This window comes from Colwellia chukchiensis, from assembly GCF_002104455.1.
Taxonomy (GTDB): domain Bacteria; phylum Pseudomonadota; class Gammaproteobacteria; order Enterobacterales; family Alteromonadaceae; genus Cognaticolwellia; species Cognaticolwellia chukchiensis.
In genome coordinates this window covers 183,586-198,303 of sequence record NZ_NBOC01000004.1, presented here as the reverse complement: position 1 = coordinate 198,303, position 14,718 = coordinate 183,586, and the positions used below count along the sequence as shown (strand labels likewise).

The 14,718-nt window shown below is 40.2% G+C and carries 14 protein-coding genes; 10 read left to right on the top strand and 4 right to left on the bottom strand.

The window, feature by feature from the left end; genetic code table 11:
- The first annotated feature begins 26 nt into the window (after nt 1-26).
- Both dapD and B6K83_RS07340 read left to right on the top strand, forming a co-directional pair.
- Nucleotides 27-857, top strand: a complete 831-nt coding sequence (gene dapD, locus B6K83_RS07345) for a 2,3,4,5-tetrahydropyridine-2,6-dicarboxylate N-succinyltransferase (protein WP_085284265.1) — start codon at nt 27-29, stop codon at nt 855-857.
- Nucleotides 858-1,199: 342 nt separating this feature from the next.
- Nucleotides 1,200-1,529 carry a hypothetical protein gene (locus B6K83_RS07340; protein ID WP_139175502.1) on the top strand — a complete coding sequence of 110 codons (330 nt, stop codon included), beginning with the start codon at nt 1,200-1,202 and terminating at the stop codon, nt 1,527-1,529.
- Nucleotides 1,530-1,567: 38 nt separating this feature from the next.
- Here the strand turns inward: B6K83_RS07340 and truC are convergent, their stop codons facing one another.
- The gene (truC, locus tag B6K83_RS07335; RefSeq protein WP_233143844.1) at nt 1,568-2,344 is read right to left on the bottom strand and encodes a tRNA pseudouridine(65) synthase TruC; all 777 of its coding nucleotides are present in this window, start codon (nt 2,342-2,344) and stop codon (nt 1,568-1,570) included.
- 199 nt (nt 2,345-2,543) lie between these two features.
- On the opposite strand from truC, the gene B6K83_RS07330 reads away from it, so the two are divergent.
- From B6K83_RS07330 to B6K83_RS07315, 4 genes are all read left to right on the top strand, one after another.
- The gene (locus B6K83_RS07330; RefSeq protein ID WP_085284263.1) at nt 2,544-3,587 is read left to right on the top strand and encodes a DUF3549 family protein; all 1,044 of its coding nucleotides are present in this window, start codon (nt 2,544-2,546) and stop codon (nt 3,585-3,587) included.
- 8 nt (nt 3,588-3,595) lie between these two features.
- Nucleotides 3,596-3,898: a DUF3301 domain-containing protein gene (locus B6K83_RS07325; protein ID WP_085284262.1), complete on the top strand. Its 303-nt coding sequence runs from the start codon at nt 3,596-3,598 to the stop codon at nt 3,896-3,898.
- A 278-nt stretch (nt 3,899-4,176) separates the two neighbouring features.
- The gene (locus B6K83_RS07320; RefSeq protein ID WP_085284261.1) at nt 4,177-5,277 is read left to right on the top strand and encodes a hypothetical protein; all 1,101 of its coding nucleotides are present in this window, start codon (nt 4,177-4,179) and stop codon (nt 5,275-5,277) included.
- A gap of 995 nt (nt 5,278-6,272) precedes the next feature.
- On the top strand, nt 6,273-7,583 hold the full coding sequence (locus B6K83_RS07315) for a diguanylate cyclase domain-containing protein (RefSeq protein ID WP_085284260.1): 1,311 nt from the start codon (nt 6,273-6,275) through the stop codon (nt 7,581-7,583).
- Nucleotides 7,584-7,859: 276 nt separating this feature from the next.
- Here the strand turns inward: B6K83_RS07315 and B6K83_RS07310 are convergent, their stop codons facing one another.
- Nucleotides 7,860-8,510, bottom strand: a complete 651-nt coding sequence (locus B6K83_RS07310; RefSeq protein WP_085284259.1) for a GNAT family N-acetyltransferase — start codon at nt 8,508-8,510, stop codon at nt 7,860-7,862.
- A gap of 159 nt (nt 8,511-8,669) precedes the next feature.
- Nucleotides 8,670-9,485, bottom strand: a complete 816-nt coding sequence (locus tag B6K83_RS07305) for a choice-of-anchor H family protein (RefSeq protein WP_085284258.1) — start codon at nt 9,483-9,485, stop codon at nt 8,670-8,672.
- A 385-nt stretch (nt 9,486-9,870) separates the two neighbouring features.
- Here B6K83_RS07305 and B6K83_RS07300 point away from each other — a divergent pair, with 385 nt between their 5' ends.
- The 4 genes from B6K83_RS07300 (at nt 9,871) to B6K83_RS07285 (ending at nt 13,845) form a co-directional block, all read left to right on the top strand.
- Nucleotides 9,871-10,182 carry a PepSY domain-containing protein gene (locus tag B6K83_RS07300; RefSeq protein ID WP_139175503.1) on the top strand — a complete coding sequence of 104 codons (312 nt, stop codon included), beginning with the start codon at nt 9,871-9,873 and terminating at the stop codon, nt 10,180-10,182.
- 3 nt (nt 10,183-10,185) lie between these two features.
- Nucleotides 10,186-10,872 carry a response regulator transcription factor gene (locus tag B6K83_RS07295; RefSeq protein WP_085284257.1) on the top strand — a complete coding sequence of 229 codons (687 nt, stop codon included), beginning with the start codon at nt 10,186-10,188 and terminating at the stop codon, nt 10,870-10,872.
- Nucleotides 10,873-10,954: 82 nt separating this feature from the next.
- Complete coding sequence (locus tag B6K83_RS07290; RefSeq protein WP_085284256.1) at nt 10,955-12,271, top strand: ATP-binding protein; 1,317 nt, start codon at nt 10,955-10,957, stop codon at nt 12,269-12,271.
- Between the two features lie 140 nt (nt 12,272-12,411).
- The gene (locus B6K83_RS07285) at nt 12,412-13,845 is read left to right on the top strand and encodes a DUF3300 domain-containing protein (protein WP_158088327.1); all 1,434 of its coding nucleotides are present in this window, start codon (nt 12,412-12,414) and stop codon (nt 13,843-13,845) included.
- Between the two features lie 372 nt (nt 13,846-14,217).
- On the opposite strand, the gene B6K83_RS07280 is transcribed toward B6K83_RS07285, so the two are convergent.
- Nucleotides 14,218-14,565 carry a DUF3192 domain-containing protein gene (locus B6K83_RS07280; protein ID WP_085284254.1) on the bottom strand — a complete coding sequence of 116 codons (348 nt, stop codon included), beginning with the start codon at nt 14,563-14,565 and terminating at the stop codon, nt 14,218-14,220.
- Nucleotides 14,566-14,718: the final 153 nt, after the last annotated feature.

The following is a 14,718-nucleotide window of genomic DNA, read 5'->3' as shown; positions in this document are numbered from 1 at the left end:
TTAGCCTTAATTTTAGGAAGCTCCCGATGTCAGATTTACAACGTATTATTGAACAAGCATTCGAAGATCGAATGAACATTAGCCCAGCCAGCGTGTCTACTGAAGTCAAGCAAGCGGTGTTAGACGCGCTAGCAGCACTTAATAACGGCACTGCGCGGGTTGCAGAAAAAGTTGCCGGTGAATGGGTGGTGCATCAATGGCTAAAAAAGGCCGTTTTATTATCATTTCGCATCTGGGACAACGAGGTTATTGATGGTGCTGAAAGCAAGTTTTTCGACAAAGTGCCGATGAAATATAGCAATTATAGCCAAGCAGATTTCATTGCCGATGGCGTTAGAGTGGTACCAGGTGCATCAGTGCGCACAGGCAGCTTTATTGGTAAAGACGTGGTGGTTATGCCTAGCTTTGTCAATATTGGCGCTTATGTTGACCAAGGTTGTATGGTTGATGGTTGGGCGACAGTGGGCTCTTGTGCGCAAATCGGCAAAAATGTACATTTATCAGGCGGTGTCGGTATTGGTGGTGTGTTAGAGCCATTACAAGCGAACCCAACCATTATTGAAGATAATTGTTTTATCGGTGCCCGCTCTGAGATCGTCGAAGGGGTTATTGTTGAAGAAGGCGCTGTCATTTCAATGGGCGTTTATATCGGTCAAAGTACCCGCATATTTGACCGTGAAACTGGCGAAACACATTATGGCAGAGTACCAGCAGGCTCAGTGGTTGTGCCGGGTAACTTACCATCAAAGTGTGGCACCTACAGCCTATATGCCGCGATAATTGTTAAAAAGGTCGATGCTAAAACTCGCGCTAAAGTTGGCATTAATGCCCTGTTGCGTTCTGTATCTGAAGAATAGTATTAATCATTAACCTGATAAAGCTATAGCCGCTATCGCCTTATGTCCGCTGATATTAGGCGATGCTTTTTCTGCGCTAATATCAAGCACCTTAACGTAGTGTTAGTTTTTTGACACTTAGCACGATAGAGAACTCTCCCCTTTGCTTTCAACCATTTAATCACGGTTTAACGTTCTTTTCTTAAGGCTTACAAGGTCCGAAATCATTCTTTATATCATTTTAAAATCAGACGCTTAGCGTGATAATTTAGCTCAAATACCACTCAGTTAACTTAGCCAAAATAATACTTGGCATAGCCTTTGCGATAGAAGTAACAAGACTCGTTAATTGTTAGCCGTATTATGAAAACTTTACCTCTTTTGCTTACTCTTATTTTAATGACTGTACTCTGCGCCTGTAGCACAAGCCCACAGGGTATGGTGAAAAAGAAAGCACTAATTTCTGATCATCATTTAATGTTAAGTTTATTAAACCGCCCCATTAGCCAAGACCAACAAATGATGCTGGCATTTGCACGCCAGCGCGCGCAGTTGCAATCACCTTATTTTGTGCATGCGATCAGTATCAAGGGCCCGAAACAGCAAGCAACCGCAACTAAGTCTGTAGCGCACCATTACAGCGCGTTAATTGCACAAGACTTCAACTCCGTACAAATCAGCGGCCCTAAATAACCACAGTAAAAATAAAAGCTCAACCGTTTTGCCAAAGGCTATGGCGAGCTAAACACATCGTTCGACCAAGAAAATTCAGTAAACACTTGTTGCCATTGCTGATCAAAGTCAGCGTGAATAGTGACCGCTTTTTTGGTGATAGGATGAATAAAGTCAACTTGCTTTGCCATTAACATTAAACGTTTAAAAGCAAAGTGTTGGGCAAAAAATGGGTTTTGTTTATTGTCACCATAGTTAATATCTCCGATGATTGGGTGACGTAAATGCGCTAAATGGCGGCGAATTTGGTGTCTACGCCCAGTTTTAGGCTGACACTTAATTAACGAGTAGCGCACGCTAGGATATCTACCTAAAGGCTGAGGTATAGTGGCACTTGCCATTGAGTGATATACAGTTTGCGCACTTTGCGGTGCTTTATCAGGGTTAACATTTTTATCCCCTAACTCATCAAGCTTTTCTTTTAGCGGGTGGTCAATAATGCCGTCAGTGAGCAAATGGCCACGAGTTAACGCATAGTAGGTTTTAACAATCTCTTGTTCAGTAAATTTTTGCCCCATTAAACGCGCGCACTCTTGCGTTAAGGCAAACAGTAAAACGCCAGAAGTTGGTCTGTCTAAACGGTGTAAAGGGTAAACATATTGCCCTATTTGATCACGCACCAATTGCAGGGCAAAATAAATCTCGTCTTTATCCATAAAGCTACGATGCACAAAGAGCCCTGCCGGCTTATCAACGGCTACAAGGTACTCATCTTGGTATAAAATATTTAAATATGGCTTGTCGGTAATTACCGCACCGGCATTATTCATGGTCATATCTGTGATTACGTCTTAGTGTGTTAACAATTGCCTCGATTAAGCAGAAAACCATAGCTAAATAAAAACAAACTTACAGCGGGCACTGTGTACTGGCTACTTAATGCGATAAAGAATGGAGTTCACCCGTCATTGACCCTATAATAACGCGCCATATGCACTTATCACAACAACTGAGTATTAGCGGTAGAATTATTATATGAGCACAGCGCCTACAAACACCATTGATTCAATTTCAGCATTACTTAATTTGTCTGGTTCACAATATCGCATCTACGATATTGGACGTCGAGTCGATCACATCAGTAATGAACAATTTGCCGAAATTGAAGCGGCTCAGCTCCCCTACCCATACCCGATTCAAGGGCATGCTATGTTTGCGGTGGTGTTTTGGCAAAACGTTGTAGCTGCGCCTTTTTTATGGTTTGTAAAACTACCGCTCGATGAACAAGGCTTACTGAACCAAGGAGCAAGAAACCATTTTATTGCGATTATTATAGAAGCCCTTGGTGAAGATCTTTCAGTAGACCCAAGTGAACAGCAAGATGCGCTGCTGAAAAAAAATCCTTATCACTTTACGCCCGCACAATACAAACTCGCCGCCATCAACAGCGCTGTTGCCCAGAGTTTAGCGCGCCCTGCAAGTAAATATTACCAACCCGTGAAAGAATACCTAACAGGTGCCAATGGCTGGCATGCATGGCAAAATATTGGCGTGCAAGGTTTAACCGATTTTGCCTATCGTTTAAATGACGATAACCAGAGCGACATACTAGTCTCGGCGCTAGAGTCACTACCAGAGCAGGTTTTGGTGCCTTTGTGCACAGCGTTAGAAAATATCGCATTGCCAGATGCGCTTGCTCAGCAATTGGCTACTTGCTTTACAACCGCATATCAAGCTAAGCAAAGCGTTAAAGCGACCGCACTATTACGCGCACTAGCATCAAGCACGCAACTTACAACCACTCAAACCTTACTTGATGATTTACTCGACAAAACCACACTATCTGCGGATATCCTGATCATTATTGCAGGGCGATTATGGCCCATATTAACAAACCCGCCAAGGTTATTGCGCTATATAGAGTTATTAGCCGTGACGTCAGATAAAGCGTTATTTCCTGCTGTGTTTAAAGACTTGGTCGCCATACCTACAATCCGCCCTTTACTCTTACAAGCAATTCGCTCTCCAAAACGCAGCTCTGACTTAAGTCAGGCCATTGGCACACTGTTTCAACCATAGGCAAAGACATGGAAAACATCTATTATTTACTCATTATTGGCTTAGTGTTTTGGTATTTTGTTTATCTGCGCAAGGTGGCAGAATATGCAAGATCTCACGCCGATAAATACTGCCAGCAAGAAAATCTACAGTTTTTAGCAATAGCACGTCGCTCGAGTCGCTTACGTTTTTCTAAGCGCTTTGGTCCACATTGGTTGAGCCAATTTGATATTGAATTTAGTGGTGACGGTGAATCAAGCTACCATGGCATCATGACATTACGTGGCTATAAGCTCGATAACATTGAAATGCCGCCTTACCGAGTAAGTTAGTGTGTTATTTGTCTATTTAAAGCCGGCTAATACGCCGTCATACTTATAGCAACTTTCATCACTATCGGGATATACCCCCCGTTACTTTGCTTAGGGCGTGTCGATCTTTGAGGACGATTTTTACCGGCTATTTACCTGCCCACTGTGCCGGTAAAATATTTACAGCTATTCACTGACTTTAGCGGTGAAATTAGTTACTCTTTGCGCGCTCTAAGCAAATTTACCCATAAATTTCGAGTTTGTTTTTACACCGGAAAAACTTATTTCCAGGAGGTTTTGTGCAATTTATTAAGTCACTTTTTTGTTGGCAAGGTTTAGATAATCGCCGACGATTTGTCTTGATTACCCTTAGCTGTTTTTTAGCGTTTATTATTTTTAATGAAAGCTTAAAAAGCTTTACTAGCAGCGCCATTATTTTTCTGTTGTTCTTGTCAGTTATCACCTTAGCATCGACTCGACGCCGGCTTAATGATGCCAAACTTGAGAAAAAGTGGACCTTAGTGCCAACGGCTGGCTTTGTTTTGGTCGCAATAATAGCGATTTTTCTCAAACATGCCATTAGTTATGGTTTGTTCATTCTGCCATTGCTTATGGTGATGCTACTTATGACTTACCCAAGTCGCAGTAAAAGCCACTTTATACTTGGTTACGCCGGCCCCGTTGATTTAAGCGAGTTTCAAGTAGCAAAAAAAGACAAGGTTCGAAGCCGCCAACGTATTGAGCCAACGTTACATGGCGCAACTTCGCAGCAAGCAGCGCAAGTTATTACGGAACAAGCACAAACGACAGTTCAGCCTGAGCGCCAAGCCAATCAAGCAAGGCAAAAAGATATAGCAGAGACCATAAGGTTGACGCTATTAACCCCCAAGAATTTCCGTATATTGCTAGTCAGCTTTAGCCTAGTATTTATCACAATACTAGCACTGGCTTTATATTTTAAGCCCACCACTGACGCCAATGAACTACCCAATGCGCTAGCAACAGAAGACATTGCGCCTCAACCTGACATTACCCCGTATCAACATCGTTTAACATTGCCCGATAACTTTACTTTAATGTTTGATGGCAATAACGCACTCGTGATCCACTGGCAAGCCAATGTAACTGATAAGCCAGAACTCTGGTCGCTGGCAAGTGCTCAAGGTGATAGAAGTTGTGAGCACATCGCCTTTAATAATGCGAAGAAAATTAGAAGCATGCGTGTATCCGTGAAAGAAAGCGGCTATTACGCTTATTTTTCGCCCTTAGATACTAAAGCATTAGTTAAAAATATTGCCTTTAAAAATAAATTTTCATTATGTGGCTTTGACTTTTCATTAAAAGGCAGCCAAGCAACGCTGGGCAAATCAAATTTTTATGCCAACTTAATCGACTATTAATAAACAGCCATGAAAGCAAATAAAATTGTGCTAAGCAGAGCTTGACGACTCTGTGTTAAACGCTGACCTTTAATGGCACTGACTTAAGCGATTTGCCTTCAAAGCTTGCTTGTTCGGCTGCTAAGAGATTGAAAAGTTTTGGATTTGCCTAGCTTGAGTAACACTGATTTAAGGTGAAGTAGACTGTTGCCGCTAGTTATAACGCAGCGTATTTCAATGGTATGCTTGGCTAGCTAGTCGATTAGCATTTTGCTTTATTGAGATAAAAAAAATGCGATTCAGTTGAATCGCATTTCTCTAACTAGCTTATATGCATCCTGCATAACAAAATAATGATCCCGCTTCATCCATAAAGAGCTGTCCTTAGCCTTTCCTAGCAAATCATTTGCTGTCCTCGTTATCCTTCACAATAGCCACGCCGGCTACATCAATTGTCTGTCCTCATCTTCCTGACTAGCGTTCCTTGACAATGCTTCCTTGCTATCCTTATAAGATATCCTATCTCTTTGCTAAACTAAGCGTCCTTTAGCATCCTTGCCGGTAATTCCTTACCGCTATAATGAATAATCCCTATTCGCAATCCCTTTGTCTTCCTGACAGTTGTAATCATAGCTCAACAGGAACATTTTCAAAGCAGTGACTAAAGACTTTATTATTCCTCAAAAGTGAACTAAACCTACCAAAAACAAAATTACCAATAAAAATCAACAAGTTAAACATTAAGTACTGGCTATCTTCAGTAATCACTTGCTTCTTATCTTACAGCACTGTGAGACATGTCTTACAGTGACTTGGCTTATTCGGTCACTTGGGAATATGGGTTGTGTGTAGATACTGATAAATATTGAGAAACACGTCACCTGCTGATAAAGTAAAACTTAGTATTTAACTGTGCTTAATGCGTAATTATAAACGCTATGCCAAGTGAGTGAGTGGGGTTTGTACCAGCACTTTGTTGAAAATAGTAAACCAACCATTACAACGGAAATATTCAAATGGGTATACGTTTAAAGCTATTATTGTTGATTTCTTTTTTGTTTATAACTGCCATTGGCAACTCACTGTTTACTTTTCAGTTGAAAGTTTATGAAAAAAACAAACTGGACTGGGTTAGTCACACTCATGAGGTTATTTATCATAGCGAGCGTTTATTAAATAGCCTCAAAGATACAGAAACAGGCCAGAGAGGTTTTTTATTGACCAGTGATGCTTCTTATTTACAACCTTACTATGCTGGGCTCACTGACACTGAAACGCATATTCAAAAGTTAAAACAGCTCACCATAGACAATCCGGAGCAGCAAAAACGATTAACGTCAATCAGTGAAATGATAGACGTAAAGTTTGCTGAATTAAACCAAACAATTGAACTGCTGCAATATAAAGGAGACAACAATGCTGCTATCGCTATCGTAAAAGAAAACAAAGGTAAGCAGTATATGGACAAACTTAGAAACCTCCTGACTAAGTTCAACAATCATGAAATGCTTTTGTTAGAAAAAAGAAATGGAGACTTCAAAGCGAGTCGAGCAAAGATCGATACTTTGATAATAGTTCAGGTGATTGTGTTTACATTCTTGGCTATTTTAACTTTCCTATTTTTAAGTAAAAATTTGTTTACCCCATTAAAATTACTGTTAGACAGCACTCACAAAACTGAAGCCGGAGAACGCTTAGATATTTCAGACCTTATAGCAAATGATGAAATGGGCTATTTGATGTCTAGATTTTTTAACATGAGTGAACAAATACATAAAAGAACCCAAATATTAGACTTTAAGGCCCATCACGACCAGTTAACTGGCTTGAAAAATCGAACAAAAATGAGTAATGAAATTGAAATTGCCATCCAAGACTCCTTAGTAACTAATAATAAATTAGCTGTTTTATTTATAGACTTGAATGACTTTAAAATTCTAAATGACACTTTAGGACATGATGTAGTGGATACAATATTAAGAGAAGTGGCCACTCGTCTTAAAGGCGCTGTACGCTCCGATGATAGCATATTTCGTGTCGGAGGAGATGAATTTGTTGTGCTGATAAAAAACAGTAAAACAGTGGCAGAAGTAGAAAAAATAGTCGCCAATATATTAAAGATGACAAAACTACCTGTTAGGATCCAGGGACAAGAAATAAAAATTGCCCTGAGCATAGGAGTGGCTATTTCCCCTGACGACTCAGAAAGTAGTCATGAAATTATAAAATTTGCAGACATTGCAATGTATGCGGCTAAAAAAGATAAAGACACCTATTTTAAGTTCTTTGATAAAACTATGGCGAAACGTTCTAGCGATAGAAAATAAGTGAATTATGCCAATCCTAGGTTACTTGCATTGTGCCAGTTATCAAGCTCCAATTTAGCTGTTGCTCTAGACATTAATTTGTCTCACTGACATTTAACGTTAAATTTTAAACACTGAAAAGTCATTGCTTTTAAAACATTTAAAATATCACTAAGCCTCTTAAAACTAAAACTTTATCAACATGTTAACGCAATATTGGGGCTGCTTGCCAAAATGTACCTTAATGTCACTCAAGTATTTAAGCTTGAAATCCATGACAAAACCACCGGTAAGTACTTAATTTACTGGTGAGTCGCGGTAATAAACCATTAACGAGCCAGAAACATTGCCTACTTCAACCTCTCGAATGAACTGGTAGTTTACGTCTTTAAAAAACGCTTTATACTTTTTGCTGGTTGCGTAAACAGCCACGCCTTCACTATCCTTATGCTCGGTTAATATTGTATTAACCGCAGCCATCAAATAATGCCCAAAGCCATGGTGTTGGTGCAGTGGATGTATGGCAATAAACGATAACATGTGGAATTTTTGTAACGGCACAGCCCCTAGCACCACTTTTTCTTTTTCTATCATTTGCTTGGTACTAAAATAACCTGCCCCCAATAACATTTTTAAACGCCAATGCCAAAAGCGCTCTGATGAAACGCCCTCTTCAGGGTTATTTAAACAGGCAACACCAACCATAGTTTCGCCAAGGTAGAGCCCTATCATGGGTTGTTTTGCCTGCCAAAATACATTTAACTCTTCACGTATTGACGCGCGCAAGCGTTGTTCATAATCAACTTTCTCAGCAGCGAATATCTCCAAGAAAACGGGGTCATCATGATAAGCTTGATATAATAACGAGGCCGCTAACTTTAGATCTTCCGCCGTTAGGTAGGCGGCTTTAATATCGGCTTTGGTTTTGTCAATGACAGCTGGTGACATTTAGAAATCCTCATGAATAAATCAATTTTTTATTATTTTTATTCATTCACCATATCAGGATACTTGAAATCAGGTCAAATTTTATTCATTTATTGCAAGCGTTGCTGCTATTTCTCATTGTCACCAGCGACAACATAAAACATTGATTATAAATAAAAATTAATTAACTACTGTTAGTGACACAATGGCGCGGCGCAACGCTAGTAGTACCAAGGCGGCCAGCATGAGCAAACCAATACCACCGCTGTGCGTTTGATAATGCTCAACATATTCAATAACCACATACTCTGGATCATAATCTCGGCTTTCCAATGGCAAAGCGTAAAGCGCATTAGTATCATTTGCACTGTAAGTTGCTACTGGCTCACTAACACCGACCTGATACAAGTCGATTAAAACGTCATAATGGTCGGTGTTATAGCCTGTATCAAGCTGAGTGACCACTTCAAATGCATCAGTGCTGTCTTGCCCTGTGATAGCAAAGCTGTCGGTGGTGAAATACAACAACCAAGGGCCACCATTTTGACTTAAATATAAATCGGCAAAGACCAAGGCTTGTTGGTTTGGGTAGGCCGATAATATATCGGCATCAAAAGTCACACTAAAACGTTGATAAAAACCATCGTCGTCCTGATCAAAAAGCAACTCACTAAAGGCTGAGTAGATTGCAAAGTCAGAATAATAATTTAAGCTTGCGGCGCTAGGCTGTGATGACTTGGTTACAAGTTCAGGTTGCAATAGGCGTGCATCAATAACCTGTTGGCGTTTCATGCCCTTAAAAGCCAGTGCACGCGTCTTCGATGACGGCGTCTGCAATAACAGCTGTTCGACGCCTTGCTTCGGTGATTGACTTTTTATCATCGCAATTGAGCGGCTGTGTTGTGTTGTCGCATTTGCATAACTAGCCGAGCTCAATAAGCAAAATGCAGCGCTCAAATTAACGATAACCGTTTTCATTTTTTTATATTTAAACATATCAATAGCCTCGTAATCCTCTATGGCTATTATTTAACGATCGAGATACTGAACCGAAACTGAACATCGCAATGATAATTTTTTCTGCCGAATAAAGGTAGGATAGTAGCAATAGCAGCATCGCCAATAACCTTGCACCACGTTGTTCAGATTAGATTCAGTTTAGGCAGCGTAAGCTATAAAGCATTACCCGTGATGGCTGTTAACGAGCTCATTAACGTTAAAAACAACATCAGTGCCATGGTTAACGCACTACGGGTTATTAAATTGCAAAAGCATTGATAAAAATATCAAAATTAAACTTAATAGCAGACAAAGCTTACTTGGCTTACATTCGCCATTCTTTTACACTGTTTGCCATTGCTGGTTTGACTAGGTGCCATATATGAAGAAACAATTATTTTTTTTAAGCGTGCTCGTGACATTAATAGCAACTCCTGCGGTTGCCGCACTCAAGGTTACGCCTAATCAGCAAATAATTGTCGAGGTTGCCAACCGCCAAGCAAGTAACAGCCAAACATTAAATGCCCAACAAGCCGCGCGCCTTGTCAAGCGTAAATTTGGCGGTAAAATTTTAAAAGTTAATCACAGCGGCAGTAAGCAAAACCCAAGTTATCGAGTCAAACTACTGAAGAAAAATGGTCATGTTATTTCCGTCATCGTTGACGCGAAGTCTGGCCGCGTATCAGGATACTAACCCATGCGCATATTACTGATTGAAGATGATGAAAACTTACAACAGCAAGTAAAAGCACACTTAATGACAGCAAACTACAGCGTTGATGTTGCAAGCGATGGTGAAGTGGGCTTATTTCAAGGACAAGAATTTCCATACGATGCCGCCATTATTGATTTAGGCCTGCCTAAAATCGATGGAGTACAGGTGGTAAAAACCTTAAGAGAGCAAGGTTTCAGCTACCCTATTTTAATACTTACTGCTAGAGGAAGTTGGCAAGACAAGGTGTCTGGACTCGATGCTGGTGCCGATGACTACCTGACTAAGCCTTTTCATATTGAAGAGTTAATTGCGCGCCTTAATGCCCTAATTCGCCGTAGTGTCGGTCAAGCTAGCCCACTAATAGAAAATGGCCCATTTGCCATCAATACCGCGAGCATGCAGGTTACTGTGGCACAACAAGTTGTTTCCTTAAGTAGCTATGAATACAAATTATTTGAGTACTTAATGCACCATGTGGGGAAAGTAAAGTCGAAGTCAGAGTTAACCGAGCATATTTATGATCAAGACTTTGATTTAGACTCCAATGTGATTGAAGTATTCATTCGACGTTTAAGAAAAAAGCTCGATCCCGATAACCAATACCAATTTATCGAAACTTTGCGCGGTCAGGGCTACTTGTTAAAAGACTTCACCAAGCAACAGCTCTAACACAAGGTCATTACCATTGCTCCACTCGCTGAAAAACTCGCTAAATTCATTAAAAAATAGAGTCCTATTTAGTGCTTTATTGATGATTTTTATTCTGCTACCTATTGTGGGGATTATTATTTCTAATGCCTTTGAAAAACATATGATAGCAAGTATTAAAAATGAGTTATCGGCTTATTCGTACGCTATTTTAGCTATTATTGAAGTTGAAGATGATTCGCTAATAATGCCTGAGCAATTATTAGAAACCCAGTTTAATGTCAGTCAATCTGGTTTATATGCGTTGCTAACTAGCCATCATGACAGTAACAGCCAAGCCAATTTGAATAATAGCTTAAAAAACATTAACACCTTATGGCGCTCTCAATCGGTATTAACACCCTGGTCTGAGCAAGCTTTGCAATATCCTAAGTTAGGAAGAAGTGCATTTTATCAAGCAGAGCAAGACGCTCAATTACATTTCATTTACAGCTTAAGCGTCAGCTATGGTAGTGAAAGCCAACCTTTTACCATGACCTTGCATATTATCAAGCAGCAAGATGATTTAACCGAGGTAATGCGCGCCTTTCATCAGCAGCTGATACTCGGCTTAGCAAGCTTAATGCTGGTATTATTGTTTATCCAATACCTTTGGTCACTCTGGACACTTAAACCCTTAAAAACGCTAGGTGACGAACTTAGCAACGTGGAGCAAGGCAAGGCTGACCGTTTAAAACAGAGCTACCCCTTAGAACTAAACCAGCTGACAGAGCAGCTTAACCTTCTGTTAAGTGCTGAGCAAAAACAACGACAACGTTATCGTAATGCCTTATCTGATCTTGCCCACAGTTTAAAAACACCATTAGCCGTATTACAAACTCAAGCTAACTTATCGCCCTTAACCCAGCAACAACTCTCCACCATTAATGCCATCATTGAGCATCAATTGCGTAAAGCACAAAGTGCCGGACAATCGTCTTGGTATCTGGGCGTGGCGATCGCTCCACTTGTCAGTAAACTCCTCAATAGCTTAGAAAAAATATATCAAGATAAAGCGTTAAATTTTAAGGTTAACATAGCAGCAAATTTGAACTTTAAAGGTGACGAGGCCGACTTTTTAGAAATATTGGGCAATATTTTAGATAACGCCTGCAAAGCTGCCAAAAAACAGCTGCAATTAGATATTTATCAACAAGACAAACAGCTGCTGATTACTGTACAAGACGATGGTATTGGTATTGACCCAGCCAAAAGCGCAGCGATTATGCAACGCGGTACGCGAGCAGATACCTATCAACAAGGTCATGGCATTGGCTTAGCCATTGTGAGAGATTTAGTTGAAAGCTACCAAGGCAGCATTGCAATCTCCAGCGCCAAACAACTTAACGGCGCACAATTTACCATTACACTTCCACAGTAAAAATTTCTTAACATTTGTTCAGCTAAGATTCAGTTTACTTATTCTAATATGAGCAACATACTTAAAAAGTCACCTAGCGGCCAGTTATAGCAGCAAGTCAAATGGCGACCTTTTATTACCTTGGATTTAAGGAGTACAAGATGCTGAATGTTACACCTATTAGGTCACTAAACTATGTGATGTTATCAAGTTTTTTGCTTGTTGCGTCAACAAGTCTTGCTAATGACACTAGCGCAAATCAGAAAGTAAATTTATTAACACAGACCGCTGAGCCGGTCGAAGCCAGTATTTACAGCGCGGCAGAGCTTGAGCAGATGTTAGCGCCCATTGCCTTGTATCCCGATGTGTTATTAAGTCATATTTTGATTGCCGCCACCTATCCACTTGAAATTATTGAAGCGCAGCGATGGTTAGACACTCAACAGCATTTAAATAGTGAACAGCTAGCAATTGCAGCAGAAGATAGAGATTGGGATCCTAGTGTTAAAGCACTATTACCGTTTGCTGACATTGTTAACAAGCTCAGTAACAACCTACCATGGATGCGAAATTTAGGTGATGCATTTTTACAAAATGAATCACAAGTGCTGGCCCATGTACAGATTTTACGCCAACAGGCAGCGCGGGCAGGCAACTTAGATAAAATGGACAATGTTAACGTGGTTCGTGAGGCGCAAACCATTATTATTGAGCCAAGACAAAGCCATATTATTTATGTGCCTTACTATGATACGCGACTTGTCTATGGGCCTTGGCGCTGGGCTCACTATCCACCGGTTTATTGGCAACAACCGATACACTACAGAACCCATTATGGTCCTTACTATTGGCACAACCCAGTACAATTAAGTGTCGGGATATTTTTTGGTGCTATGCATTGGAGTAACCGCCATGTAGTTGTTTACCATCATAAATCTCGTTACTACAAGCATCACAGCAAGAAAAAACGTGCGACAAGCTATCAAGCTAAACGCTGGCAACATAACCCACGCCATAGAAAAGGCGTAGCCTATAGAAACGCGCATATACAAAAAAAATATGCTGCTCACGGTGCTAAAGTACAACAACACCGTGCATTGCGTGCAAAACAAAAGCACATTAAAAAAGCACACTTAACGCACCATCAAAACGTAAGGACGGATAAAGTGCAACATAGCGTAGCGCACTTAAAAACGAGCCAAGCGCTAAAAGCCAAACCTCATCAGGTGCGCAAACATCAGCAGCACAAGCAGCGCCCTATTTCAAATCGCGTAGCTGTTGAAAAACATAAACAAGCAGCACATGTTAAAAACAATCGCCCGGTTAACGTACAAGCGAGCAAAACGCAGTCAACTGTTCAGCAACAAGCGATAAAGTATCGTACTAAACCACAAGCGCATTATCGCAAATCACCGCAAGCTCACGGTACGCAAAATATGTCAAAACCAAGACAGCTGAGCCAACAAAAAGCTCATAAAGCGCCGTATATTACCCGCAATAAAGTGGATAATAAAAGTGCTAGCGTCAAGCATACACAGCGACATAAGCCAAGTCACGCCAGATCAAAAGCACATGGCGTCAGACAGCATAACTAAGGTTATGGGTGGCAAAATTTATGGTGATACTCCCCTGCAACTATTCAACTTAGTTTCAGCGCGAGCTTATTACAGGTTTGATTTTACAGGCTTTTAATTATCATTCATTTATCGGCTGCAATTAACAAAGCCTGTGTCTGCGAGTTTGCCGACACAGGCTTTTTTTGTCAACAGCACTACCTGTCAGGCTTTAATGTTTTCAACTTTTTCAACGCTAAGCTCAATTTAATACTCAGTTGACCCAGGTTAACAATGCAAGGTTTGCTGCAAGCGTTATGATACTGGACAATTGAATAAGCAATCCTTAACCTAAAGCATTGCTTTAATTACGTTTTAATAAATCACTACCAATAACAGCCAGTGTCAATCTACCTACTCTATCGCCGTTAATGCGTTATTGACAAAAACTAACTTAGTGCATTCATCTTTTGTGGTGATGCCATCTTTATGCAAGCGGTGAGTGCGATAATAAATTATATTAACTTGCTTACCCGCTTCCATATAGGATTCATTAAAATCAGCAACTCCCATTTCACCACGAACGTCAGCAAAGCTAGAGTTTAATTGTAAGCGAGCGATCTTTTTTCTATTTTCAAATTCTCTATCTTCATAATGGCTAGAGCTTAAACGCCCGTCTTTATCACCAACCGCTATAACACACCCTGTTAAGCTAAATGCTAATGGTGCGATGACCAGACAAGCTAAAATCGATTTTTTCATTTTTATATCTCTCAATTAAAAAGTTGTAAGTTTGCTAAACATCATGCTTACAGCAAAAGCCAAACCAATTTTATAACCAACTGATTAATAAAGAAATTAAAATAAAAATTCAATTATCCACAAGACAAAGTTAGTGTTTTTAGCTAAAATATT